This window comes from Pseudomonas sp. RIT409 (assembly GCF_003052515.2).
GTDB lineage: Bacteria > Pseudomonadota > Gammaproteobacteria > Pseudomonadales > Pseudomonadaceae > Aquipseudomonas.
Window position 1 is genome coordinate 152965 of record NZ_QARE02000013.1, and the last position, 23876, is coordinate 176840.

The 23876-nt window shown below is 62.3% G+C and carries 21 protein-coding genes; 10 read left to right on the forward strand and 11 right to left on the reverse strand.

Going from position 1 to position 23876, the window contains the following annotated elements; all coding sequences use genetic code 11:
* Positions 1-5 precede the first annotated feature (5 nt).
* The 3 genes from DBP26_RS17385 to DBP26_RS17395 form a co-directional block, all read right to left on the reverse strand.
* A complete protein-coding gene (locus DBP26_RS17385) occupies positions 6-833 on the reverse strand; it encodes a transporter substrate-binding domain-containing protein (protein WP_108238771.1) in 828 nt (275 codons plus the stop codon).
* A 141-nt stretch (positions 834-974) separates the two neighbouring features.
* Positions 975-1904: an FAD-binding protein gene (locus DBP26_RS17390; RefSeq protein WP_108238747.1), complete on the reverse strand. Its 930-nt coding sequence runs from the start codon at positions 1902-1904 to the stop codon at positions 975-977.
* Positions 1905-2654 carry an electron transfer flavoprotein subunit beta/FixA family protein gene (locus tag DBP26_RS17395; protein WP_108238748.1) on the reverse strand — a complete coding sequence of 250 codons (750 nt, stop codon included), beginning with the start codon at positions 2652-2654 and terminating at the stop codon, positions 1905-1907.
* A 527-nt stretch (positions 2655-3181) separates the two neighbouring features.
* Between DBP26_RS17395 and DBP26_RS17400 the strand changes: the two genes are divergently transcribed.
* Entirely contained in the window at positions 3182-4846 is a 1665-nt protein-coding gene (locus tag DBP26_RS17400; protein WP_108238749.1) for an electron transfer flavoprotein-ubiquinone oxidoreductase, read from the forward strand.
* Positions 4847-4956: 110 nt separating this feature from the next.
* Here DBP26_RS17400 and DBP26_RS17405 read toward each other — a convergent pair whose 3' ends face one another.
* A complete protein-coding gene (locus DBP26_RS17405; RefSeq protein WP_108238772.1) occupies positions 4957-5862 on the reverse strand; it encodes an AraC family transcriptional regulator in 906 nt (301 codons plus the stop codon).
* Between the two features lie 178 nt (positions 5863-6040).
* Between DBP26_RS17405 and DBP26_RS17410 the strand changes: the two genes are divergently transcribed.
* Positions 6041-7093 carry an NAD(P)-dependent alcohol dehydrogenase gene (locus DBP26_RS17410; RefSeq protein WP_108238750.1) on the forward strand — a complete coding sequence of 351 codons (1053 nt, stop codon included), beginning with the start codon at positions 6041-6043 and terminating at the stop codon, positions 7091-7093.
* Between the two features lie 123 nt (positions 7094-7216).
* On the opposite strand, the gene DBP26_RS17415 is transcribed toward DBP26_RS17410, so the two are convergent.
* From DBP26_RS17415 to DBP26_RS17435, 5 genes are all read right to left on the reverse strand, one after another.
* Positions 7217-8023 carry an IclR family transcriptional regulator gene (locus DBP26_RS17415; protein ID WP_108238751.1) on the reverse strand — a complete coding sequence of 269 codons (807 nt, stop codon included), beginning with the start codon at positions 8021-8023 and terminating at the stop codon, positions 7217-7219.
* Between the two features lie 63 nt (positions 8024-8086).
* On the reverse strand, positions 8087-9394 hold the full coding sequence (locus DBP26_RS17420; protein ID WP_108238752.1) for an MFS transporter: 1308 nt from the start codon (positions 9392-9394) through the stop codon (positions 8087-8089).
* A 162-nt stretch (positions 9395-9556) separates the two neighbouring features.
* On the reverse strand, positions 9557-10705 hold the full coding sequence (gene dgoD, locus DBP26_RS17425; protein ID WP_108238753.1) for a galactonate dehydratase: 1149 nt from the start codon (positions 10703-10705) through the stop codon (positions 9557-9559).
* Between the two features lie 80 nt (positions 10706-10785).
* Positions 10786-11418, reverse strand: a complete 633-nt coding sequence (locus tag DBP26_RS17430; protein WP_108238754.1) for a 2-dehydro-3-deoxy-6-phosphogalactonate aldolase — start codon at positions 11416-11418, stop codon at positions 10786-10788.
* A gap of 1 nt (position 11419) precedes the next feature.
* On the reverse strand, positions 11420-12430 hold the full coding sequence (locus DBP26_RS17435) for a 2-dehydro-3-deoxygalactonokinase (RefSeq protein ID WP_108238755.1): 1011 nt from the start codon (positions 12428-12430) through the stop codon (positions 11420-11422).
* A 352-nt stretch (positions 12431-12782) separates the two neighbouring features.
* On the opposite strand from DBP26_RS17435, the gene DBP26_RS17440 reads away from it, so the two are divergent.
* From DBP26_RS17440 to DBP26_RS17470, 7 genes are all read left to right on the forward strand, one after another.
* Entirely contained in the window at positions 12783-13946 is a 1164-nt protein-coding gene (locus tag DBP26_RS17440) for an acyltransferase (RefSeq protein WP_108238756.1), read from the forward strand.
* Between the two features lie 193 nt (positions 13947-14139).
* The gene (locus DBP26_RS17445; protein ID WP_108238757.1) at positions 14140-15849 is read left to right on the forward strand and encodes an amidase; all 1710 of its coding nucleotides are present in this window, start codon (positions 14140-14142) and stop codon (positions 15847-15849) included.
* Between the two features lie 189 nt (positions 15850-16038).
* Positions 16039-16734 carry an ATP-binding cassette domain-containing protein gene (locus DBP26_RS17450; RefSeq protein ID WP_256601782.1) on the forward strand — a complete coding sequence of 232 codons (696 nt, stop codon included), beginning with the start codon at positions 16039-16041 and terminating at the stop codon, positions 16732-16734.
* Positions 16731-17525 (forward strand): iron export ABC transporter permease subunit FetB, encoded by a 795-nt coding sequence (gene fetB, locus DBP26_RS17455; protein WP_108238758.1) that lies wholly within the window; start codon positions 16731-16733, stop codon positions 17523-17525. Before DBP26_RS17450 ends, fetB begins: the two co-directional genes overlap by 4 nt.
* A 76-nt stretch (positions 17526-17601) precedes the next feature.
* Positions 17602-19944 (forward strand): EAL domain-containing protein, encoded by a 2343-nt coding sequence (locus tag DBP26_RS17460; RefSeq protein WP_108238759.1) that lies wholly within the window; start codon positions 17602-17604, stop codon positions 19942-19944.
* Positions 19929-20117 carry a hypothetical protein gene (locus DBP26_RS26975; protein ID WP_158541449.1) on the forward strand — a complete coding sequence of 63 codons (189 nt, stop codon included), beginning with the start codon at positions 19929-19931 and terminating at the stop codon, positions 20115-20117. Before DBP26_RS17460 ends, DBP26_RS26975 begins: the two co-directional genes overlap by 16 nt.
* A 94-nt stretch (positions 20118-20211) precedes the next feature.
* Positions 20212-20985 carry a class I SAM-dependent methyltransferase gene (locus tag DBP26_RS17470; RefSeq protein ID WP_108238761.1) on the forward strand — a complete coding sequence of 258 codons (774 nt, stop codon included), beginning with the start codon at positions 20212-20214 and terminating at the stop codon, positions 20983-20985.
* Between the two features lie 40 nt (positions 20986-21025).
* On the opposite strand, the gene DBP26_RS17475 is transcribed toward DBP26_RS17470, so the two are convergent.
* Positions 21026-21910, reverse strand: a complete 885-nt coding sequence (locus tag DBP26_RS17475) for a hypothetical protein (protein WP_256602159.1) — start codon at positions 21908-21910, stop codon at positions 21026-21028.
* A gap of 103 nt (positions 21911-22013) precedes the next feature.
* Complete coding sequence (locus tag DBP26_RS17480) at positions 22014-22916, reverse strand: LysR family transcriptional regulator (protein ID WP_108238762.1); 903 nt, start codon at positions 22914-22916, stop codon at positions 22014-22016.
* A gap of 228 nt (positions 22917-23144) precedes the next feature.
* On the opposite strand from DBP26_RS17480, the gene DBP26_RS17485 reads away from it, so the two are divergent.
* A complete protein-coding gene (locus DBP26_RS17485; RefSeq protein WP_108238763.1) occupies positions 23145-23546 on the forward strand; it encodes a RidA family protein in 402 nt (133 codons plus the stop codon).
* The last annotated feature ends 330 nt before the right edge of the window (positions 23547-23876 follow it).

The following is a 23876-nucleotide window of genomic DNA, read 5'->3' on the forward strand; positions in this document are numbered from 1 at the left end:
TGGCCCTACGGATGGGTAACGCTGGTCGGCTGCTGAAGCTGGGCCTTCCACAATTCGAGATTGCGCGAGATGGCTTCGGCTGCACGACCGGAAGCCGCCAATTCTGTCATCTTTTTCGCCAACTGTCCGCGCAGCCAAGGCTCGTTGCAGGCGGAATTGAACGACAACGCCAGATACAGCCCAGGACGGTCCAGCGCAAGGGGTTGTGCCTGCAGGTCCTTGTCGATGGCCAGCGCTTGGGTCAGCGCCATGGCGGCGTAGCGACCGGCAAGTACGTATTCGACCTGTCCCATCATCAGCCTCTGAAAAGTCTGAGTCAGGTTGGGCTGCCGCTCGACGGCAAGGTGTTCTTTGATGGCGCTTTCAAAACCGGGGGTGATGCGGGTCTTTTCCGAAATGGCGCCCGGATGCCCGTGCAGATCCGCCAAGGCATTGAACGGCTGAGCATGCCCTGAGCGGGTCCAGACCATGATCTCGTTCTGCGCGATGGGGGGATGGATGAAATCCAGGGCTTCAAGCTCATTGGTATTCAGTGGCGTGTCTGCCAGCAAATCCACACGACCCGAGCGCACTTCTTCCAGCGCCTGACTGCGTTTGCCGCCATACAGCACCTCAACCTTGACCCCCATCTGCGTCGCGGCGTCCTTGAGCAGATCGGCATTGGCGCCCATCAGATGCACAGGATCATGGGGATCGCGCCACAGGTAGGGGGGCGCATCCGGGCTGCCGGTCACCACCAGCCGATCACATTTCCCTGCGGCGAAGGCACTGGTCGCCGGCCACAACAACAGGCCGGCGACGAGTGCGGTCAGCGTCTGCCTTGGCGACGACATGGCCATCTTCCTTTCCTTCAAACGAATAAAAAACCCGCTCGTCGAAGGCTGCAGACCGCGTCGACATCAATGAAGCTCGATGATCAGCGCGGTCGGACAGCCCGAAACGAACGGGTTCTCTTTATAAGTCAGGCGGCGGGTTTAAACCAGCTTCTCCAACTCCGGTACGGCTTCGAACAGGTCCGCGACCAGACCGTAGTCAGCCACCTGGAAGATCGGGGCTTCTTCATCCTTGTTGATCGCGACGATCACTTTAGAATCCTTCATGCCGGCCAAATGCTGGATCGCACCGGAGATACCGACGGCGATGTAGAGCTGAGGCGCAACGATCTTGCCAGTCTGCCCCACTTGCATGTCGTTCGGTACGAAACCGGCGTCGACCGCAGCACGGGAGGCACCCACCGCAGCACCCAGTTTGTCCGCCAGCGCGTACAGATGCTTGAAGTTGTCGCCGTTCTGCATGCCACGCCCGCCGGAAACGACGATCTTGGCAGCGGTCAGCTCAGGACGGTCGGACTTGGCCAGCTCTTCACCGACGAAGGACGACTTGCCCGCATCGTGAGCGGCCGAAACAGCTTCGACGGCAGCGGAGCCACCTTCAGCGGCCACGGCATCGAAACCGGTGGCGCGCACGGTGATGACCTTGATGGCCGCCGTCGACTGAACGGTCGCAATGGCGTTGCCGGCGTAAATCGGACGCTTGAAGGTGTCGGCAGACTCCACCGAAATGATTTCGGAGATCTGGTCGACGTCCAGTTGCGCGGCCACGCGAGGCAGGGTGTTCTTGCCATTGGACGTGGCAGGCGCCAGCACATGGCTGTAACCGGAAGCCAGTTCGGCAATCAAGGGTGCAACGTTTTCCGGCAACTGATGGGCGTAGGCCGCGTGGTCAGCGACCAGCACCTTCGCCACGCCAGCGATTTTCGCAGCCGCCTCGCCAACGGTGCCGACGTTTTGGCCGGCCACCAGGACGTGGACATCGCCACCGATCTTGGCGGCGGCGGCAACGGTGTTCAAAGTGGCGGGAGCGATCGCGCCGTTTTCGTGCTCAGCGATAACCAGGATAGTCATTTAGATTACCTTCGCCTCGTTCTTCAGTTTTTCGACCAGTTCTGCAACCGACTTGACCTTGATGCCGGCGCCGCGGACAGCCGGGGCCTCGACCTTCAGGGTCTTGTTGGTGGAGGCAATGGAAACGCCCAGCGCATCCGGGGTGAGGGTTTCCAGAGGTTTCTTCTTGGCCTTCATGATGTTGGGCAGCGATGCGTAACGCGGCTCGTTCAGGCGCAGGTCGGTGGTGACGATCGCCGGCAGATTCAACGAAACGGTCTGCAGGCCGCCGTCGATTTCACGCGTCACGGCAACCTTGTCCCCCGACACCTCGACCTTGGAGGCGAAGGTGCCTTGAGGGTAACCGCTCAGGGCGGCCAACATCTGGCCGGTCTGGTTATTGTCGCTGTCGATGGCCTGCTTGCCCAGGATGACCAGTTGAGGCTGTTCTTTATCGACTACGGCCTTGAGCAACTTGGCCACGGCCAGGGAAGTCAGTTCCTCGGCGGCTTCAACGAGAATGGCGCGGTCGGCGCCCAGCGCCAGCGCAGTACGGAGTTGCTCCTGAGCGGTGGCAGGGCCGATGGTGACGACGACGATTTCGGTCGCAACGCCTTTCTCTTTCAGGCGAACGGCCTCTTCCACGGCGATTTCGCAGAACGGGTTCATCGACATTTTGACGTTAGCGAGATCGACGCCGGAGTTGTCCGCTTTGACGCGGACCTTGACGTTGTAGTCGACCACTCGTTTGACAGCTACAAGAACCTTCATGGATTCCTCGGTACTCTCCGGTGAAAAGAAGTCGCCAGACCTGGCTGGCGATGGATACACGTCAGTGTAAAGAACACCTTTGAAAACAGCGTATTCGTGGTTGCTTAACGGGGAGTTCAGCAAAAAACAACCGCTCACCCGCCGCAACCCACGTCATATTCTGGCCGCGCGTGTAAACTGCACCCGCTAGCCGATGCGACAGCCTTTAGGGGGCGCGCCGCACGGCTTTTCGTGCCGTTTTCAAAGGGGCTCTCAGACCCTTGATCAGCTTACGGCAAGCGCAAAACCGCCCGTATCTTGACCGGAAGACCTATTCCGGTCAATACGACAAAAATGCCAGTCATGAGCCGTCTCCCTATGATTTATCAGGGTTTCAGCTGATTCAAACAAACGTTTGTATTGGACCTCCAAGGTGGTGTAGATATAATGCGCCCCTTTGAGATGACACCGGAATGACAGCCTCCGTCGTGTCGGTTTTTTACGACTTATAAAAAAATACCGTTCGAGCCTTGATCAGGAGATAGCCAGTGGAACGCGAATTTATGGAATTCGACGTCGTCATCGTCGGAGCCGGCCCTGCCGGGCTGTCCGCCGCATGCCGTCTGAAGCAGAAGGCCGCCGAAGCTGGCCAGGAAATCAGCGTCTGCGTGGTCGAAAAAGGCTCTGAAGTCGGCGCCCACATCCTCTCCGGCGCAGTGTTCGAACCTCGCGCCCTGAATGAGCTGTTCCCGGACTGGAAAGCACTCGGCGCCCCTCTGAACACGCCAGTCAAAGGTGACGACATCTACGTGCTGACCAGCAGCGAGGCGTCGACCAAAGTCCCAGGCGCCTTCGTGCCCAAGACCATGCACAACGAAGGCAATTACATCATCTCGCTCGGCAACCTGTGCCGCTGGCTTGCGCAGCAGGCCGAAAACCTGGGCGTCGAGATCTACCCTGGCTTCGCGGCGCAGGAAGCGCTGATCGACGAGAACGGCGTGGTCCGCGGGATTCTCACCGGTGACATGGGTGTCGACCGTGAAGGCCAGCCTAAAGAAGGCATGTACACCCCCGGCATGGAGCTGCGTGGCAAATACACGCTGTTCGCCGAGGGTTGCCGTGGCCACATCGGCAAGCAATTGATCAAGCGCTTCAATCTGGACAGCGAAGCCGATGCCCAGCATTACGGCATCGGCCTGAAAGAAATCTGGGAAATCGATCCGGCGAAACATCAGCAGGGCCTGGTGGTGCACACCGCTGGCTGGCCGCTGGATGTCATGGGCACCGAGAACACCGGCGGCTCCTTCCTCTATCACCTGGAGGACAACCAGGTCGTGGTCGGCCTGATTGTCGACCTGTCCTACGCCAACCCCTACCTGTCGCCATTCGACGAGTTCCAGCGCCTCAAGCACCACCCGGTCCTCAAGCAATACCTGGAAGGCGGCAAGCGCATCAGCTATGGCGCCCGCGCGATCTGCAAGGGCGGTTTGAACTCGCTGCCGAAGATGGTCTTCCCCGGGGGCGCGTTGATCGGCTGTGACCTGGGCACCCTGAACTTCGCCAAGATCAAGGGCAGCCACACGGCGATGAAGTCCGGCATGTTGGCCGCTGAAGCAGTGGCCGATGCGCTGCTCGCAGGGAACGAAGGCGGTGAAGCGCTGAATGCCTACGTCGAAGCCTTCAAAGGCAGTTGGTTGCACGAAGAGCTGTTCGCCAGCCGTAACTTCGGCGCCGCGATCCACAAGTTCGGCCCGATTCTTGGTGGCGCCTTCAACTTCATCGATCAGAATCTCTTCGGTGGCAAGATCCCATTCACGCTGCACGACAACAAGCCCGACTACGCCTGCCTGAAGCTGGCAGCCGATGCCAAGCGCATCGACTACCCGAAGCCCGATGGCAAGCTGAGCTTCGACAAGCTGAGTTCGGTGTTCATCTCCGGCACCAACCATGAAGAAGAACAGCCCTGCCACCTGAAGCTCAAGGACCCCAGCATTCCGATCAACGTCAATTTGCCCAAGTACGATGAACCCGCGCAGCGGTACTGCCCTGCGGGCGTGTATGAGGTGGTGACTCAGGAGGATGGCACCAAGCGGTTCCAGATCAACGCGCAGAACTGCGTGCACTGCAAGACCTGCGACATCAAGGACCCCTCGCAAAACATCACGTGGGTGGCCCCGGAAGGCGCCGGCGGGCCGACTTACCCGAATATGTAAGCGCCCTCTGTGGGAGCGCGCCTGCCCGCGACAGCATCGTGCCGGTCAACACATCGGTTGCCGACAGATCGCCATCGCGGGCACGCGCGTTCCTGGAACAGGTGACCGCTTCACGCCGAGATCCGCAGTAAAGCCCCCTCCTCGCCTGGGTTGCGCTCGAAGTACCGCTTGTATTCGCGGCTGAACTGCGACGTGCTCTGATAGCCCACTCGGTGCGCGGCCTGCGCCACACCCAGCCCCTCTCCGATCAGCATCTGCTGCGCTTTGAGCAGCCGAAGCCGCTTGAGGTACTGCACCGGCGACAGCAAGGTGCTGCGCTTGAAATGCTCATGGAAAGTCGACACGCTCATGTTGGCGCACCGGGCCAGGTCGTCGACACTCAACGCCTCATTGTAGTGATCCCGCAGGTGCTGGAGGGCGGCCGCAATTCGAGCGAAATGCCCTTGTTGTTCGACCAGAGCCCTCAGTACACCGGCTTGCGGCCCGCGCAAAGCGGCGTAAAGCACTTCGCGAACCCGCGCGGCGCCGATCACTTGAGCATCCAGCGGATCGTGCAGGCAGCGCAGCAGACGCTCCACGCTTTCGCGCATCGACTCATCCATGGCCGCCGAACTCATGGATTCCGGCGTCTGCGCCTTGACCGTCACACCGGGGGCCTGCCCCATGGACTGAACCAGTTCACTCAACACGGTCCGGTCGATGGACACTGCGACACCGTACATCGGCTCGTTTTCAGTGGCGAAGGTCTCGCACATGAACGGCACCGACAGCGCCTGGACCAGATAGTGGCCCGCGCCGTATTCGAGCGTGCGCGACCCCAGACGCGCCAGTTTGCTGCCTTGGGCAAGCACCACCAGGCTCGGCTCGTAAATCTGCGGGCTGCTGGCAACGTAATAATTCCAGGACATGACTTGGACACCGCCGACGCGCGTGTCGACAAAACCAGGGCATGTGGCCAGCGGTTTGATCAGCGACACCAGCGTGTCATTGGCATCGGTATGAAGAGAAAGGGGCATCGAACGACCGGACATAGGATTAGACACTGCCATCATCGCAGATACGTGGCGAGAGTCAGCCCCTGTCGGTGCGATTCCGGAGAATTAGGCATGACACGCGTAGGAATGGTCATGGTCGCTGGCAACAGCCCTGAGCAGAATGCACAGCCTCTATTTTCACGTTCTAGCGAGGTTCACCATGTACACAGCCATCGGTTATGCCGCCCAGTCAGCCACCACGCCCCTCGCCCCCATGACCTTCAACCGCCGCAGCCCGCGTCCGGATGACGTCGCCATCGACATTCTGTACTGCGGGGTCTGCCACTCCGACATTCACCAGGCGCGCAACGAATGGGGCATCGCCGTTTACCCGCTGATGCCTGGCCATGAAATCGTCGGCAAGGTCACTGAAGTGGGCGCCAACGTGACCCGCCACAAAGTCGGCGATCTGGTCGGTGTCGGCTGCATGGTCGACTCCTGCCGTCAGTGCGAAGCCTGCGCTGCGGATCTGGAACAGTATTGCCTGGAAGGCCCGACCCTGACCTACGCCGCCCCCGATCGCATCGACGGCACCAACACCATGGGCGGTTACTCCAGCAGCATCGTGGTCAGCGAGCACTTCGTGGTACGCATTCCGGAGAAACTCGACCTGGCCTCCGCGGCACCGATCCTCTGCGCGGGGATCACCACCTACTCCCCACTCAAGCACTACGGCGTCAAGGCCGGCGACAAGGTCGGCGTGCTGGGCATGGGCGGCCTGGGCCACATGGGCATCAAGTTCGCGAAGGCGATGGGCGCGCAAGTGACCCTCTTCACCCGCTCCGCAAGCAAGGCCGAAGAAGCTCGGCGCCAAGGAGCAGATCACGTGATCGTCTCCACCGACGAAGCCCAAATGAAAGCGGCCGCCGGGCAATTCGATTTCTTGCTGGACACCATTCCGGTGCAGCACGACCTGAACCCCTACCTGGAGACCCTGCGCTTCGACGGCGTGCACATTCTGGTGGGCCTGATCGAACCGGTCGACCCGGCCCTGCACACCGCCAATCTGGTCATGAAGCGTCGCGTCCTGGCCGGTTCATTGATCGGCGGTATTGCCGAGACCCAGGAAGTCCTGGACTTCTGTGCCGAGCATGACATCCGCTGCGACATCGAGATGCTCGACATCAAACACATCAACGAAGCGTACAGCCGGATGATCGCCGGGGACGTGAAGTATCGGTTCGTGATCGATATGGCAACGTTGAAGGCCTGAGCATCACCGAGAACTGCCTGTCCCTGGTCGCCCTCACGCTCGCTGGCAGCGTCATCGACGCTGTGCTCCCATGATGCGTGAGGACGATCGGATGGGCTTCAGCGTGTCTGGGGGCATGAGGGATCATCCGCCCAGTTCCGCTGACAAGCGGGCCGCGACGTCCTTGATCACCGGCACCAGCTCGGTCATCTTTTCCAACGGCATATAGGGCACGGTGCCAGCGACGCTGATACCGGCCACAATGTGCTTGCTGGCGTCCCGGATCGGTGCCGCGACGCAGCGGATCGACGGTTCGTTGTCTTCCAGATCGAACGCGTAGCCCCCCTCCACGTAGTCGTGCATCCGCGCGCAGACCTGCTCCCAAGTCTGCTCTTGATAGGCGGGCCACAATGGGTTTCTACCCCCTTCCGGTACGCTGATCTCGAACAGACGCCGCCATTCGCTTTCCGGGCTGTCCAGCAACAACGCCTTTCCGATACCGGTCCGCGCCAACGGCATGCGGTGGCCGACCCTGGAGCGCATTTCGGGGCCGTTGCGGCCGGGATTCTTGTGCAGGTACAGCACGTCATCGCCTTCACGGATCGCTAAGTGCACTGTGTCGCCGGTCAACGCCGACAGTTCATCAAGGAAAGGCCGGGCCAACATCGGCAGCGGCAGCTCCTCTCGCGCCTGAAACCCCAATTCGATCAGCTTGGGGCCCAGAACATAACCAACCTGTGGCAACACCCGCAGATAGCGTTCCTCGACCAGGCAACTGGCCAGACGGTGCGTGGTGCTGCGGGTGGTACCAATGGACTGGGCGATTTCCTTGAGGTCCCGGGCGCCGCGGGCAACGGCCTGCACCACGCCCAAACCACGCAACAGGGTTTGCGTGCCAGTGGGGGCGGCGTCTTTGCTGGCGGGCGGCGTGGTGTCGGAAGAGTCGTGCATGTCGCGCCTTATCGATTCGGAAAGCTGGCGGCATTATCGTCGCCAGCCTGTGCAGTGCCAACCTTACAACTCGATCCGCTCGACCTTCCCCACCAGCAGGATGTAAGACAGTGCCCCGAGCAGCGCCAGCACGGCGATGTAGGTGATCGCCGGGGCGAAGGATTCACCCGCCGCGAGGAAACCGATCACGATGGGCGTGGCGATGGCCGACAGGTTACCGATCAGGTTGAAGGTGCCGCCGGTCAGGCCCAGCAAACGAGCTGGCGCCAGCGTCGAGACCAACGACCACGTGATCGACGCCAGCCCATTGCCAAAGAACGCCAGCGCCAGGAAAGCGATCACCAAAGGGGTCGATTCCACGTAGTTGGCGCCGATGATCGAAGTGGAAATCAGCAGCCCCGCGATAATCGGCAGTTTGCGCGCGAAGCCCACCGTATGGCCGCGACGGATCAGCCAATCGGAGAAAAAGCCCGAACACAGCACGCCGATGAAGGCCGCCAGGAACGGCAAGGACGCCAGCAATCCGGATTTGATGAAATCCATGCCCCGGTACTTCACCAGGTAAGTCGGGAACCAGGTGAGAAAGAACCACAGCGTCGAGTTGAGGCAGAACTGCCCCAGATAAATCCCCCACAACTTGCGCTTGCTCAGGACGATGCCCAGATCGGCCCAGTTGAAACCGGATTTCGCCGACTCGGCCTGTATGTCCACCAGACCGCCGCCCGCCTTGATAAGGTCGATCTCCCCCTGATTCACCCCCTTGAAATCCCGGGGCTCACGGTAGACCCAGTACCAGATGACCGCCCACAGCACACCGACGCCGCCGGTGACGACGAACACCATGTGCCAGCCGAACGCGGTCTGCAGCCACGCGAGGATCGGCGTCAGAAACGCCAGCCCGACGAACTGTCCGGAGGTGTAGAAGCCCACGGCCGTGGCCCGCTCTTTTTCCGGAAACCAAGCGGTGACCACACGGCTGTTGATGGGGTACGCCGGGGCTTCCAGTGCTCCAACGGCCATACGCAACACGAACAGACCGACGAAGCTGCCGACGAAACCCAGGCATATCGTGGCGATGGACCACAGCGCCAATGCGACGGCATAGAGGACGCGCGGCGGCACGCGATCCACCAACCAGCCGCCGGGCAGTTGCATGGCAGCGTAGGTCCAACCAAAGGCCGAGAAAATCAGCCCGGCATGCACGGCATCGATACCCAATTCGCGGGTCAGTGCCGGAGCGGCAATGGACAGGTTGCTACGGTCCAAATAGTTGATCACCACGGTGATGAACAGCAGGACCATGATGAAATAACGTTTGCGGGTCGGCGTGGCGGTGATCGCCCGCGCCGGCGACAAGGTCTGTGTGCGCATGGGAGATGAGCCTCTTTTTATGGTTGTCTGAGGTCTGCAAGAGCCGCGGTGGGTCGGGTTGGCCTTTTCCGGCTTCCCACGGCGGATGATCCAGGCGGCTGGGCCGGCCAGGATGCGCAGTATCCCCTCTGGGACGAGCGCACCCCGCCTGCCCGAGCCTGATCACCACTCGGCGAAACTGCCGTCCGCGTGGCGCCAGATCGGGTTGCGCCAGCGATGGCCAACAGCGGCGCGTTCCTGGACGTATTCCTCGTTGATCTCGATGCCCAGGCCCGGACCGTTGGGGATCCTCACCATGCCCTTCTCGTAGTCGAACACGTGCGGGTCCTTGACGTAGTCGAGCAGGTCGTTGCTTTCGTTGTAATGGATACCCAGGCTCTGTTCCTGGATGAACGCGTTGTAGCACGCCGCGTCCAGTTGCAGGCAGGCTGCCAGCGCGATCGGTCCCAGCGGGCAATGCAGCGCCAGCGCCACATCGTAGGCTTCGGCCATGTTGGCGATCTTGCGGGTTTCGGTGATTCCGCCGGCGTGGGATGCATCGGGCTGGATGATGTCGACGTAACCTTCACTCAGCACGCGCTTGAAGTCCCAGCGCGAGTACAGGCGTTCACCCAGCGCAATGGGGGTACTGGTCAGCGGCGCCAGCTCCTTGAGTGCTTCGTAGTTTTCACTGAGCACCGGTTCTTCGATGAACATCAGTTTGAATGGGTCCAGTTCTTTCATCAGCACCTTGGCCATCGGCTTGTGCACGCGACCGTGAAAATCCACGCCGATGCCCACGTTCGGGCCCACCGCATCGCGCACCGCGGCAACGTTGGCCAGCGCCAGGTCGACCTTGTCGAAGGTGTCGAGGAACTGCAGTTCTTCGGTGCCGTTCATTTTCACCGCCGTGAACCCGCGGGCCACCGCTTCCTTCGCGGCACGCGCGGTGTCCGCCGGCCGGTCGCCGCCAATCCAGGAATACACGCGAATCTTGTCCCGCACCTGGCCACCCAACAGATCGCTGACTGACACGCCCAGCGCCTTGCCTTTGATGTCCCACAGCGCCTGATCGATGCCGGCCAGCGCGCTCATGTGGATCGCGCCGCCGCGATAGAAGCCGCCGCGATAGAGCACCGTCCAGATGTCCTCGATGTTGCGCGGGTCCTTGCCGATCAGGTAATCGGACAGTTCATCCACGGCCGCGGCGACGGTGTGCGCCCGTCCCTCGACCACCGGCTCGCCCCAGCCGGTGACACCCTCGTCGGTTTCCACCTTTAGAAAGCACCAGCGCGGCGGCACGATGAAGGTGGTCAGTTTGGTGATTTTCATTTCATTTCTCTCTTATTCGAAAACGCCTAATCGAAAACGCAGCGTCACGGCCACCTGTCAGCAGGGGCCACGCCTGTTCATCAGCCATTCGCCCGGCGCTGACGGTTCCAGGCCGCGACATACGCCTGGGCGCGCTCGGCGACATCCGCCGCGCTCATGCCCGGCTTGAACAGGCCCGACCCCAGGCCGAAACCGGCCACCCCCGCTTCCAGGAACACCTGCATGTTGTCCGGGGTGATGCCACCCACTGGCAGTAGCAGCGTGCCGGCAGGCAGTACCGCCAGCCAGGCCTTCACCACGGCGGGGTTCATCTGTTCGGCGGGGAAGAGCTTGAGGACGTCGGCGCCATTGGCCAATGCCGCGAAGGCTTCGGTCGGCGTGGCGACCCCCGGGGACAGCTGCAAGCCTTCGGCCTTGGCTGCCCGGAGCACCTCGGGATCGCTGTGCGGCATGACGATGACCTGCCCGCCTGCCGCCTTCACCTGACGCACCTGATCCGGCGTCAGCACCGTGCCCGCGCCGATCAGGCAATCGGCAGGCAGGCTCTGACGCAACGAGCGGATGCTGTCGTAGGGCTGTGGCGAGTTGAGGGGGACTTCGATGACCCGAAAACCGGCGGCATAAAGGACTTCACCGATCTGCGTGGCCTCTTCCGGGCGCAGGCCGCGCAAAATCGCGACCAGGCCGTTTTGCGCGAGGGCGTGTTTGAGCATGTCAATTCTCGATGGGATGGCGCCGGGGCGCGACGGTAGAAAGAGGGGCGATCAGACCGGCTTGCAGTGCAACTTGCCAAAGACCGCGTTCGGTGGCCTGCTCGGCAAACGTCACCTGAGCAAAGCCATGAGCGTTCAACGCTCGCTGGTAACGTTCGAGTAACGGGCCGTTGCCGATCAGAATCACGTCAGGCAACTCAGCGCCGGACCGGTGGAGCAATTGGGCCAGCGCGAGGAGTTCGTGACCGATCAACAGCCCGGACAGGTAGTCGGCTTGTTCAGTCGCGGACAGCGCGCCCGTCAGGCCCAGGGTGCGGGTGCTGAAAATGGTCGACAGCGGGCCGGCAGCGCCTTCGGGTGAGCGCGACACCGCAACGCCACGATCAAAGGCCGCTTCGTGGAAGGCCTCGCCGCGTTGAAGCGTCCGCCCGAGAATGGTGTGAGTGGACAGTGCAGCGTAAACCTCGCCGGTCATGAAGGTATCGAAATGTTCAATGCGACCCTCCACCGCCCTCACCCATTTCGAATGACTGCCCGGCAGCCCGATCAGTAAAGAAGATGAGTGATTCCGCAGCGCACTGAGGACACCCAGCACCTGGGTTTCTTCGCCGCGCATCACGTTCGGCAGGGCCGAGCGTTGCAGCACGCCCGGCACGATGTACACGTCCACGCCGCGCAGGCTGCGCACAGTGACCAGCGCGCCACTCAACGCGCTGACGCTGGCCGGGGTTTCCCGATACGCCGCTTCGCGCCAGCCTTGGGCGCTGCCGACCATGCCGCAGGCGATGACCGGTACGTGGGGCTCGGCATCGAGCCAATCGCCGCAGGCCTCGTCGAAAGCCAATTCGAATCCGTCTGTACAGAGCTGTCCAGCGATGGACCGAGGCGTCGACGGCAATTGCATGATGCCCGCGTTCAGCGAGCGGTGTTCCAGCACTCGGCCGTGTTCGCCGAGCCGGTACGCCCGTAAGGAAGTCGTCCCCCAATCGAGCGCGATCAATTGCGCCTGCATGGCTTCACCTGATTGTTATTGATGGGTGGTGGTGTGGGCGGACTATACCCCCCTAAGCGGTTAATTCTCAATATGTAAATTTGCATCCCACATAGTGGGATTAATCTTCGAAGCAGCCGAACGACGAGCATCGCGACCACCGGTTAGCAGTCGCCTCGCGGACTGAGGCATACTCCCCTGCAGTTGGCGCCCCTTCCTCAAGCCAACCCCACCATTCATCAGCCGTCCGTGCCGAAGGTGGTAACCTCCCCGCGCTGTGTTCCTGCCTGTGATCTGCCTTGCCTGCGCGCGTCCGCGCGGGATAGCTCGCTGCCAGCCACGCTCTACACTCATCTACAAAAGGACCCGTCAGATGAAGCGATTTCTCGTGCTCGACAGTTTCCGCGGCCTCTGTGCAGTGGCTTTGGTCGTTCATCATTCGCACATTGAACGCAGCATCACCGAGCTCACGTTTTTTCGTAATGCCAGCCAGTTCGCCGGATTTTTCTTCGCGCTGAGCGGCTTTCTCATCTATCGCCGCTATGTCAGCTACCTGAGCAGCGCACGCGAACTGAGGGACTTCATGATCGGCCGTGTCTGCCGGGTGATGCCGCTGCATGTTGCCGTGCTGCTGTTCTTCATCGGTTTCGAATGCTTGAAACTGCTGCTGGAGCGCTACGGTTTGTCCCTCAGCTATCCCGCCTTCAGCGGCGACCGCGCGCCACGTGAGATCCTGCCAAACCTGCTGCTGATTCAAGCCTGGTGGCCAACCTTCAATGCGCTCTCGTTCAATTACCCGGCCTGGCTGATCAGCGTGCAGTTCTACCTGTGGCTTCTTTTCGGATGTTTGATGGTTGCGCTGCCTGGGCTGGCACGCACGCTGTGCCTGCTGGTGTGCGCGGCGGCTTTCGTGGCGTTGTATCTGGATGTCACGCAGATTCCGCGCAACGTCCTCTGGGGGGCGGCGTGCTTCTTCGCCGGGACTTTCACTTATCGCCTGTACGTGCGCCTGCGTGACTCGGCCCCCGGCCCTCTGGTGAGCAGCACCTTGGAAATCGCCATCCTGGGGATGATCGGCTTCGTGATGACCGAAGTCGAGGGTCCGATAACGGTCGAACTAGGCCTGCTGTTCTGCGCGGCGATTCTGATCTTTTCCCACGAAGCCGGGATCGTCTCGCGGCTGTTGAGCCTGCGGCTATTCCCAGCGCTCGGTAACCTCTGGCTGTCGATCTACCTGACCCATGCGGCGGTGATCTTCGTCCTGGGGTCGGCCTTGGCGGTGGCGTCGAAATATGCCGGTCTTCCACTGTTGCTCGACAAGCCAGCGCAGGACAGCGGGCTCATGACGCGCTACCTGAGCACCGGCAGCACCTTGAACGACAACCTGCTCATGCTGTTCGTGGTGGTGGCGGTCATCGTGGTGTCGATGCTCACCCATCGCTACATCGAGGCGCCGGGAATACGCTTTGGCTGGCACTGGAAACGCGGGACCCTGCTGCGTCGTCGCAAGGACGACCCGCCGCAGACGCAGGTCTGAAGGCGCCCTTTGCGCCTTTCCCGTCCAAGGGTTCATGGGTGAGCGCCGACTGCCTCTGCCTCCGCTGCCTGACTTGGTGTTAAATACCGCTCGCGGATGACACGTACAGCCTGCTTCGACCGACATCGGCAGGCCATGAACAGGAAGGCACCATGAACAGCCCTATCAACACCTCTCTCTCGCCGGTGGCAACATGATCGAAGTCACCGAAGTTTCCATCGCCGACTTACGCGCTGCCCTGGCGGCCGGCCGCACCACCTCCGTGGAATTGGTCGAAGCCTATCTGGCACGTATCGATGCCTATGACGGCCCCGACACGGACACCGCGCTCAATGCGGTGGTGGTGCGTAACCCTGAGGCGCTGCGGGAAGCGCAAGCGGCGGACGAACGCAGGGCCAATGGCAACACCCTGGGGCCGCTCGATGGCATTCCCTACACCGCCAAGGACAGCTACCTGGTCAAGGGCCTGACCGCCGCCTCGGGCAGTCCGGCCTTCGCCGACCTGATCGCCTACCGCGACGCGTTCACCATCGAGCGTCTGCGCGCCGCCGGTGCCATTTGCCTGGGCAAGACCAACATGCCACCGATGGCCAACGGCGGCATGCAGCGCGGCGTTTATGGCCGTGCGGAGAGCCCGTACAACGCCGCTTACTTGACCGCGCCTTTTGCGTCGGGCTCATCCAACGGCGCGGGCACCGCGACGGCCGCCAGCTTCGCGGCGTTCGGCCTGGCCGAGGAAACCTGGTCCAGCGGCCGCGGCCCGGCATCCAATAACGGGCTGTGCGCCTACACCCCGTCGCGGGGCGTGATCTCGGTCCGTGGCAACTGGCCGCTAACGCCCACCATGGACGTGGTCGTGCCCTTCGCCCGGACCATGGCTGACCTGCTGGAGGTGCTCGATGTGGTGGTCGCGCCGGACCCGGACACCCGCGGTGATCTTTGGCGTTTGCAGCCTTGGGTTCCGATCCCGTCGGTGGCGTCGGTTCGCCCTGACACCTATGCAGCGCTTCGCGTGGGCGCAGAAGCGCTGGCCGGCAAGCGCCTCGGCATTCCCCGCATGTACATCAATGCCGATCCCGACGCCGGCACCAGCGAAGCGCCCGGCATTGGCGGTCCCACTGGGCAGCGCATTCGCACGCGGGCGTCGGTGATCGAACTGTGGGAGGCTGCGCGCCAGGCCCTGGAAGCGGCGGGTGCCCAAGTGATCGAGGTGGATTTCCCACTGGTCTCCAATTGCGAAGGCGACCGCCCGGGTGCGCCGACCGTGTACAACCGTGGCATCGTCTCCAAAGAATTCCTCCATCACGAACTGTGGGACCTGACAGCCTGGGCGTTCGATGATTTCCTGCGGGCCAATGACGACCCGAAACTGAACCGGCTGGTGGACGTCGATGGCCCGAACATCTTCCCCCACGATCCCGGCACCCTGCCCAACCGCGAAGGCGACCTGGCCGCGGGCATGGACGAGTACGTGCGCATGGCCGAGCGCGGCATTACGCCATGGGACAAGATCCCTACCTTGCCGGACGGCTTGCGCGGCCTGGAACGCACACGTAAGCAGGATCTGGAAGACTGGATGGACCAACTGGGCCTGGATGCCGTGCTGTTCCCGACCGTCGCTGACGTCGCACCGGCCAACGCCGACGTCGACCCGCAAGCCGCAGACATCGCCTGGAGCAACGGCGTGTGGGTGGCTAACGGCAACCTTGCCATTCGTCATCTGGGCGTCCCTACGGTCACTGTGCCCATGGGCGTCATGGCGGACATCGGCATGCCGGTCGGCTTGACCTTCGCCGGGCGCGCCTATGACGACTCGGCGCTGTTGAAACTGGGTGCGGCGTTCGAGTCGACGGGCAACAGGCGTTTGATTCCGCCGCGTACCCCTCCGCTGGGCCCGGCCTAGTCAGCCAAAGCGGGTGGGGCGCCTCGCCGAAAGCGCCTGCACGCTCGACGTTTAGGTACGTCGGCGTTGCAGGCGGCGCTATTGCCCTTGGCCTCCCGGCCACCAAGGCCTCCCCTAACGACACGATGGTCGGCGTACGCGGGCTGGGCAATACTGCTTTGACAGTTCCCCCGTTGAGAAGGAAGTCCCGTGTCGTCGAGCGCCTCCCCCCTTCCTCTGCTTGAAACCCGGCACTTGAGTCGTCTAGCGCCGGACGGGCATGACCTGCTGTTGCAACCCACACACTTCACCTTGATGCCAGGCGACCAAGTGGCGATCACGGGCGCCTCCGGCTCGGGCAAAAGTGTGCTGCTGCGGACCCTCGCGCTGCTCGACGCGCCCAGCGGTGGCGAGCTGCTGTGGCTGCAGCGGCCGCTCCGCGCCGACGCCATTCCCGCCTTTCGCACCTGCGTGAGCTACCTCGCCCAGCGCCCGGCGCTGATCGAGGGGTCGGTGCTCGACAACCTGCAACTGCCCTATTCCCTCAAAAGCTTGAAGGGACGCGCTTTCGACCTAAAACGGGCAATCCATCTGCTGGCGCAGGCGGGCAAGGAGCCAGTGTTCCTGAACCGCTCCGTTGCCGAGCTTTCCGGGGGAGAATCACAACTCGTCGCCTTGGTGCGCACGTTGCAACTGGAGCCTCGGGTCCTGTTGTTCGACGAACCAACGTCCGCCCTCGATCCGCAATCGGCCGCCGCGGTCGAGGCACTGGTGCTGCACTGGTTCCAAGCGGACGCTGGCGCCCGAGCCTATGTCTGGGTGTCGCACGACCCCGAGCAAGCCGAACGCATGAGCACTCGGCACCTCACCATGGCCAAGGGTGCCTTGCGGGAGCGGCAGCCGTGAACTACCAGAACCTGACGCCCCTCGATCTGGCCATTGCCGCCGCACTGATTCTGATCAACGGTGCCCTTTCACTGCTGCTCAAGCTCGGCCTGGGCCGGCAGTTGCTCTGGGCCGCAGTGCGCACGGTCGTCCAGTTGTCGGCCATCGGCTATCTGCTCGGCTGGGTGTTCGGCAACGCACATTGGTACGTCGTCCTGCCGCTGATGTGCCTGATGACGCTCATTGCTGGAGTCTCAGCGGCGGGTCGGGGCAAACGTACCTACGCTGGACAACGGCTGGACAGCATCGTGTCGATCTGGGGCAGTTCTTGGCTGATGGCCGCCATCGGCCTGTTCGTCATCATTCGGATCCGCCCCTGGTACGAGCCCCAATACGCGATTCCAATTCTGGGGATGATCCTGGGCAACACCCTGACGGCCGTGGCACTGGGCATCGAGCGCATGACCCAGGAATTGGTCGCGGGGCGCGCAACCATCGACATGATCCTCGCCCTCGGCGGCAGCCGCTGGGAAGCCGCACAACGCGCCGCGCGGCAGGCGGTGCGCGCCGGCATGATGCCTACCTTGAACCAGATGACCGTGGTCGGCATCGTCAGCCTGCCAGGGATGATGACCGGTCAGGTGCTCGCCGGAGAGAGCCCGGTGGATGCGGTGCGCTACCAGATCGTGATCATGTTCCTGATTGCCGCCGGTTCCGCCCTGGGCACGGTGTGTGCGGTGGTGCTGACCTTCAGCCGACTGTTTTCGGCAGACCACCGCTTCCTCAGCCATCGGTTGTCCATCCGCCGGTGATACCCGATGGGCCGGTCACGCAGGTGTCACAAAGCAGTATTACTCTGCCATCACTTCGCGGCAGGGGCTTTACACGGTGATCCGCCGATCCTTTTCTTCCCTCAACTTCCTGCAATGGCTGCTGATCACGCTCAGTGCGGCGACGCTGCTGTTCCTCTGGGCAGTCTGTGCTCAGCAGAAAGCCATGTCCGGTCGCGACGCGCTGGCGGCCAAGGCCGTTGAACACCTTAACCTGGCCACCATCGCCGCGCAGAGCCTGCTTCAACGGGTGGACCGGGCCCAGGCCGTCGCAAGCCTTTCCCAAGACGCTGTGCGCAGCCTGGATGAGCGCCACACCGGGCTGCTACGCCCGCTCGCCGACGACCCCGCGTTCGACGGCGTGGCAGTCTACAGCCGCGACGGCGCCCTCCTTTCGGCAACCACCGTCGATGCGCCGGGCCAGTTGCCCACCGACTGGCTCACGCAACTCGACCGGCACAGCGCGCAGTTCGGATTGACACCGTTGCTGCCCAATTCGCTGCCAGAGCGGATCGAGGCCACCCCACCCCGCCCACCCCTGTCGTTTCTGTTACCGCTGGGTGACACGGCTACCGGCAGCATGGACCGGGTCTTGGTCGTGCAATTGAACCTGGGTTATCTCGCGACGCTGTTCGAACACCTCGACCTCGGCCAGACCGGGATGATGCGATGGGTCGACGGCGCCGGCCACGAACGCTTGCGGATCAGCAATACCGGCATCGTCGTGTCGGGGGTGCCGTTGATTCCCGAAGTGTCCAGCGGCGCAGACACCACCGGCCAACTGCTTCAACGCAGCGGCGCGCGCGACTACCAAAGCCTGTACCAGCGCGTGCCCCAGCGCGGGTTCAGCGTGGTCGTGAGCCAGAGCCAGGACGAAATACTGGCCTCGTCTCGTCTGACCTATGATCGGCAACTGGGCCTGACGCTGTGCATGACCCTGCTGATTCTTGGCGGGATGGTCTGGACACTGCGTGGGTTGCGCAAGGGTCAGGAGGCGTTCAACGCCTTGGAGCAGGCGCAGCAGGTCAATCAGCAATTGATCGACCGACTCGAAGACGCGCACCGGCGCAGCAGCCATGCGGCCGCGACCGATCACCTGAGCGGCCTGCACAACCGTCGCCAGTTCCTTGAAGTCGCCGCACGCACCCTGTCGGCTCAGCGCGGCAAGCGTCGGCTGATGGCGATTCTGTTCATCGACATGGACCGCTTCAAATCGATCAACGATTCGCTGGGGCACAAGGTCGGCGACATGTTGTTGCAAGCCGTGGCCGGACGTATTCAACGCCTGCTGGAGCCCAACGACGAAGCGGCCCGATTCGGCGGCGACGAGTTCGTCGTGCTGCTGGCCGGCGAGCGCTCCGAGGAACAGATCGACGCCTGGGTCCGGATGCTGGTGCAGAAACTGTCGGCGATCTACTCACTGGGCGAGCACGAAGTCACCACCAGCCCCAGCGTAGGGGTCAGCATCTGCCCACGCGACGGCCAGAACGTCGAAGGCCTGATCCGCAGTGCCGACGCCGCGATGTACTCGGCCAAACGTGCAGGTCGGGGCCAGTACCGCTTTTTCGACCCGTCGCTGAACGTGGCGGACGTCGAAGAATTCATCCTGGAACAGGCGTTCGGCCACGCCTTGAACGAGCGCCAGTTCGTTCTGCATTTTCAGCCGCAAGTGCGGCTGGACACGATGGTCGTCGATGGTTACGAGGCCTTGGTGCGCTGGGAGCATCCCGAGTTCGGCCTGCTGTACCCCGACCGCTTCATTCCGCTGGCAGAGCGCAGCGGCTTCATCACCGCGCTGGGCTGGGAAGTGTTGCGACTGGCCTGTGAGACGCTGGCGCGTTGGCACGCCGAAGGGCGCAAACTGCGGCTGGCGGTCAATGTCTCGGCCATTCAACTGCATCAGGCGGATTTCAGCGACCGGGTGCTGAGGAAACTCTTCCGCCACAACCTGGCCCCGCAGTGGCTGGAACTGGAAATCACCGAGACCACGCTGCTCGATGAGGAAGGCCGCGCCATCGAGCAGTTGCAGCGTCTGCGTCAGGCCGGGCTGAACATCAGCCTCGACGATTTTGGCAAGGGATATGCTGGCTTCGCCCATCTGCAGTCGTTGCCATTGACCAAGCTGAAAATCGACCGCGCGTTGATCGCCCCGCTGTCCAACAGCCCGGACGACAGTCCGATCGTGTCCTCCACCATCATTCTCGCCAAACGCCTGGGGCTGACCGTTGTGGCCGAGGGCGTCGAAACCCGCGAACAGGTGGTGTGCCTGAAGCTCGCCGGGTGCGATGTTGCCCAGGGCTACCACTTCGCCCGGCCGTTGGCGCCCACGCAACTGGCCGAATACCCTCCCTTTCTGGAAGCCGCCGGTGTCGTCGCGAACGCCACTTGCGTGCCGAGCTGAAGTCGCTGATCGGCCAGCCCGCGCAGATCCGCATCGAATTGGCGGATGGCACTGTTCGCTACCTCGACGGCTGCGCCAGTGCGTTCACCCTCGCAGGCAGCGATGACCGTTCTCTGTGTGGCAATGCGGCACGCCGCGAACGTGTCGCCATCGCAAGCGCACCCTCCATCTGATGAAGATTGCGTCAGAAACCGCCATCCGAGCTGAATCGTTCGCCCGACTGGCCCATACTGCTTCTGCCCTTTCCTCACGCACAGGAGGTTGTTCATGTCAGTCGTTCACAACGCTGCACAGGTGGGTTTTTCGACGCAAGCCGCTACTTACACCCAGGGACGACCGGATTACCCGGATGAACTGGGGCACTGGCTCCGGCATACGTTGGGCATCGATGATCAGCGTTCGGTGGTCGATCTGGGCGCTGGCACGGGCAAGTTCACCCGGCTGCTGGAACCGCTGACCGAGCGTCTGATTGCGGTGGAACCGGTCGAGGCCATGCGGCGCGAGTTTGCCAGGGGATTGCCGCGCATTGCCGTGATCGATGGCACGGCGCAATCCCTGCCCCTGGCCGATGGCAGCGTCGATGCGCTGGTCTGCGCACAGGCGTTTCATTGGTTCGCTGACGACACGGCCTTGGCCGAGATCCATCGGGTGCTCGTTCCCGGCGGACGCCTGGGGCTGGTGTGGAACGTGCGTGACGAGTCGGTGGACTGGGTCGCCGAGATCACCCGCATCATCACGCCTTACGAAGGGGACACACCCCGTTTCCACACCGGCCAGTGGCGCCGCCCCTTCCAGGATTCACACTGCTTCGGCCAGCCCGAACTGACCTGCTTCAACTATCACCACAGCGGCTCAGCGGAAACCGTGATCATGAACCGCTTTCTTTCAGTCAGCTTCATCGCCGCGTTACCGGAGGCTGAAAAAGCCGAGGTCACTGCGCAATTGCGCGAATTGATCCAGACGCATCCGGCCCTGCGCGGGCGCGAGGTGGTTGAGTTCCCCTACCAGACGCAAGCTTACCTGTGTCGACGATTGGATTGAGGCCGGGATGCTGCTGCGCTGGAGCAGGTAGCATTTCCAGTCAGCGATCGGGCGTCAGCTCCAGGATCCTGTCGCGCCCTCCTTCGGCGAGCAGGTACGTGCCGCGGCCAGTGGGAATGATGGCCTGCGGCGCCTTGAGAAACGACAACACGGTGTGTTGAGCGCCCTGCGGGTCGATGAGCAACAAGCGCGCGCGGTGGGTCGAGTCTTCGCTGATCCACAAGCCACGTTGGTCGCACATCAGGAAGGTCGGTTGGTTGAAACCGCCAAGGACCACCGGGTCGCGACCGTCTTCGGTGAGTTGGTGGATCACCCCTTTCTCCTTCTCGGTGTAGAGCATTCGCCCGTCGGTGCAGCGGGTAATGGATTCAGTCTCCGAAAGGCCGCTGCGCAGCACTTTCAACGACTGGTCGCTCCACCGGTAACGCATCAGACGGCCATCACCCTTACGATCTTCGATGGCATACAGTGCGTCACCCTCGTTCCACAGCCCTTGCACACTGGCGCCTTTGAACAACCCTTTGATCTGGCCATCCTTGAAGAAGTTGACCATGGCGCCTTCGACTTCCTGGCTGAACACCCATCCCCCCTGAGCGGCGACCATTCCGTCGGGCTTGGAAAGGCCGCCCACCACCGTCTCTCGGTGACCATCCGCGCGAATGCGCAAAATGCTGCCTTTGCCGTCGCGCAGTTCCTGGCTGACGACCAGGGAACCGTCCGAATTGATCACCATCGAGGCCGCCTTGAACACATCGTCGTGGAGCACCTGATACCGCCACCCCTCGCTCGCCTGCACCGGAAAAAACTGTTGCCAGGCGAAGAACGCCAGCACGATCAGGATCAGCGCACTCGGCACTGCCAGCAACAGTTTCAGCAAGCGCCGAGGCGCGCGGGAGGGAGTCTGGGTTTCTACGGCTGTTTTCATGAATCAGGTTGCCAGCAGGTCTCTGAGTGAATGGCTTAGCCGACCATTATCAACCGAACGGGACCGATACGTGCAGTTCGTTCGTCGAGCACCTGGTTTGCCATCACTCGACCGCCGCCATCAAGCCAACGATCCAATCGATGAACACCCGCAATTTGAGGCTGATGTGTCGGTTGGGTGGGTAGGCGACGAACATTGGCATCGTGTCCAGTTGCCAATCTTCGAACAGCGGCAGCAATTCGCCTCTCTCTACGGCCTCTCTGGCCATGTACGTCGGCAGCCAAAGCACGCCCACACCGGCCAGCCCGGCAGCGATGTAAGCGTTGCCGTCATCAACGGCCAGCGCGTAGCGGCTCTGTACAGGAACGGTTTCGTCGCCACGCCGGGTGACGATGGGAAACAGCTTACCGGTGCGCGCCCATCGATAGCCGACGATGCGATGGCGTGGGTCTTCCAGATCGCGGGGATGGTGCGGCGTGCCCGCGCGTTGCAGGTAGCTGGGCGATGCGTAAACGCGCAATTGCAGCTCACCGATGCGTCGGGCCATGAGGGATTGATCCGTCAGCTCGCCGCCGCGCACCACGCAATCGACGTTTTCACCGATCAGATCGACCCTGCGATCGCTGACCCCCAAGTCGATCTGGATATCCGGGTACTTCGCGTAAAACGCGGGCAGTGCCGGGATCAGGATGAATCGGGCAAAGGGACTGGGCACATCGACCCGCAGGCGCCCTCGGGGAAGCACCGCGGCGGCGGACAGGCTGGTTTCGGCGTCGTCCACGTCGGCCAGCACCCGCACTGCCCGGTCGTAATAAGCGGCGCCGTCCGCCGTGACATTGACTTTGCGCGTAGTGCGGTTCAACAGCTTGACCCGCAGACGCGCTTCGAGCTGTTGAATCAACTGGGTCACACTGGTTTTGCTCATGTACAGGGTTTCGGCGGCCTTGGTGAAACTGCCGGTTTCGACCACACGAACGAACGCCTGCATCGCATCGAACCGGTCCATCACGCCTCCGCAATCCAATGGGATTGTTTGGAATTCACAAACAGTGCTGCACACGGTTGCGCGTTTATCGAGCCGATGCAACCCCCTTACAGTCACGTCATCGTCCGGCTACGCACGTAAGGCCGCTGGGCCGTGGGCGTGGCCGTTTTCCCGGCATGCCCCACGACCCGAACCTTTCTTGCGCAGCCCTCATTACGGGCCGGTTTCGGCCCATTGCTGGAGATTCACATGACAGTTCGTGAGGTTGTTTTTCCACCAGGTCGGCAAGCGCTGTACGAGCGCAACCACTATTCCCCAGCGGTCAAGGCCAATGGCCTGCTGTTCGTCTCGGGGCAAGTGGGCAGCCGCGAGGACGGCTCCCCGGAGCCCGAACTCACGGCGCAGGTCAGGCGCGCGTTCATCAACCTGAATGCGATCCTGAAAGAAGCGGGGTGTACGTTCGATGATGTGATCGATGTGCAGGTCTTTATCGTGGATCCGCAGACGCGTTTCGAGACCATTTGGAGCGTTGTTCCCGAGTTCTGGGGCGAAGCGCCCTACCCCACGGTGACGGCGGTGGGTGTGACTTGGTTGTACGGGTTCGATTTTGAAATCAAGGTGATTGCGAAGCTTCCAGGGAATTCGGCTTGAGGGCGAGTTCCTTGCGTTGCCTTTGATTGATCCTCGCGCTCGCTCAGGGGATGCATTCGATGTGAGGCAGCGTCACCGTCGCCAATGGATCAGCCCTCGGTTTCGGGACCCGTATAGCCTGGTTAAGGGCGCCGCTGAGATCGGAGCAGATCCGTTGGCGCGTAGGCTGGGAGCTAGGGTTTCGCCCCGTACGGGCGACTCCATTTTGTCTTGGCAAAATGGAGGAAAACCGCTTGCTCCTGGTTTGGCCCTGACTGCGTCAGGGTCCCTTCCCTCCGGCGCCGTTCCGTGGGCACGCCGCGGACGGCCATCCATGGCCGCGCGGCTCTC

What these genes read in the sequence shown, in the direction of transcription:
- DBP26_RS17415 (WP_108238751.1), bottom strand. Translation starts at nt 8,023, where the DNA reads ATGCACGACTCTTCCGACACCACGCCGCCCGCCAGCAAAGACGCCGCC.
- DBP26_RS17395 (WP_108238748.1), bottom strand. Translation starts at nt 2,654, where the DNA reads ATGAAGGTTCTTGTAGCTGTCAAACGAGTGGTCGACTACAACGTCAAG.
- DBP26_RS17440 (WP_108238756.1), top strand. Translation starts at nt 12,783, where the DNA reads ATGAAGCGATTTCTCGTGCTCGACAGTTTCCGCGGCCTCTGTGCAGTG.
- DBP26_RS17445 (WP_108238757.1), top strand. Translation starts at nt 14,140, where the DNA reads ATGATCGAAGTCACCGAAGTTTCCATCGCCGACTTACGCGCTGCCCTG.
- DBP26_RS17420 (WP_108238752.1), bottom strand. Translation starts at nt 9,394, where the DNA reads ATGCGCACACAGACCTTGTCGCCGGCGCGGGCGATCACCGCCACGCCG.
- DBP26_RS17385 (WP_108238771.1), bottom strand. Translation starts at nt 833, where the DNA reads ATGTCGTCGCCAAGGCAGACGCTGACCGCACTCGTCGCCGGCCTGTTG.
- DBP26_RS17405 (WP_108238772.1), bottom strand. Translation starts at nt 5,862, where the DNA reads ATGCCCCTTTCTCTTCATACCGATGCCAATGACACGCTGGTGTCGCTG.
- DBP26_RS17480 (WP_108238762.1), bottom strand. Translation starts at nt 22,916, where the DNA reads ATGGACCGGTTCGATGCGATGCAGGCGTTCGTTCGTGTGGTCGAAACC.
- DBP26_RS17390 (WP_108238747.1), bottom strand. Translation starts at nt 1,904, where the DNA reads ATGACTATCCTGGTTATCGCTGAGCACGAAAACGGCGCGATCGCTCCC.
- DBP26_RS17470 (WP_108238761.1), top strand. Translation starts at nt 20,212, where the DNA reads ATGTCAGTCGTTCACAACGCTGCACAGGTGGGTTTTTCGACGCAAGCC.
- DBP26_RS17435 (WP_108238755.1), bottom strand. Translation starts at nt 12,430, where the DNA reads ATGCAGGCGCAATTGATCGCGCTCGATTGGGGGACGACTTCCTTACGG.
- DBP26_RS17410 (WP_108238750.1), top strand. Translation starts at nt 6,041, where the DNA reads ATGTACACAGCCATCGGTTATGCCGCCCAGTCAGCCACCACGCCCCTC.
- DBP26_RS17485 (WP_108238763.1), top strand. Translation starts at nt 23,145, where the DNA reads ATGACAGTTCGTGAGGTTGTTTTTCCACCAGGTCGGCAAGCGCTGTAC.
- DBP26_RS17430 (WP_108238754.1), bottom strand. Translation starts at nt 11,418, where the DNA reads ATGCTCAAACACGCCCTCGCGCAAAACGGCCTGGTCGCGATTTTGCGC.
- DBP26_RS17475 (WP_256602159.1), bottom strand. Translation starts at nt 21,910, where the DNA reads ATGAAAACAGCCGTAGAAACCCAGACTCCCTCCCGCGCGCCTCGGCGC.
- dgoD (WP_108238753.1), bottom strand. Translation starts at nt 10,705, where the DNA reads ATGAAAATCACCAAACTGACCACCTTCATCGTGCCGCCGCGCTGGTGC.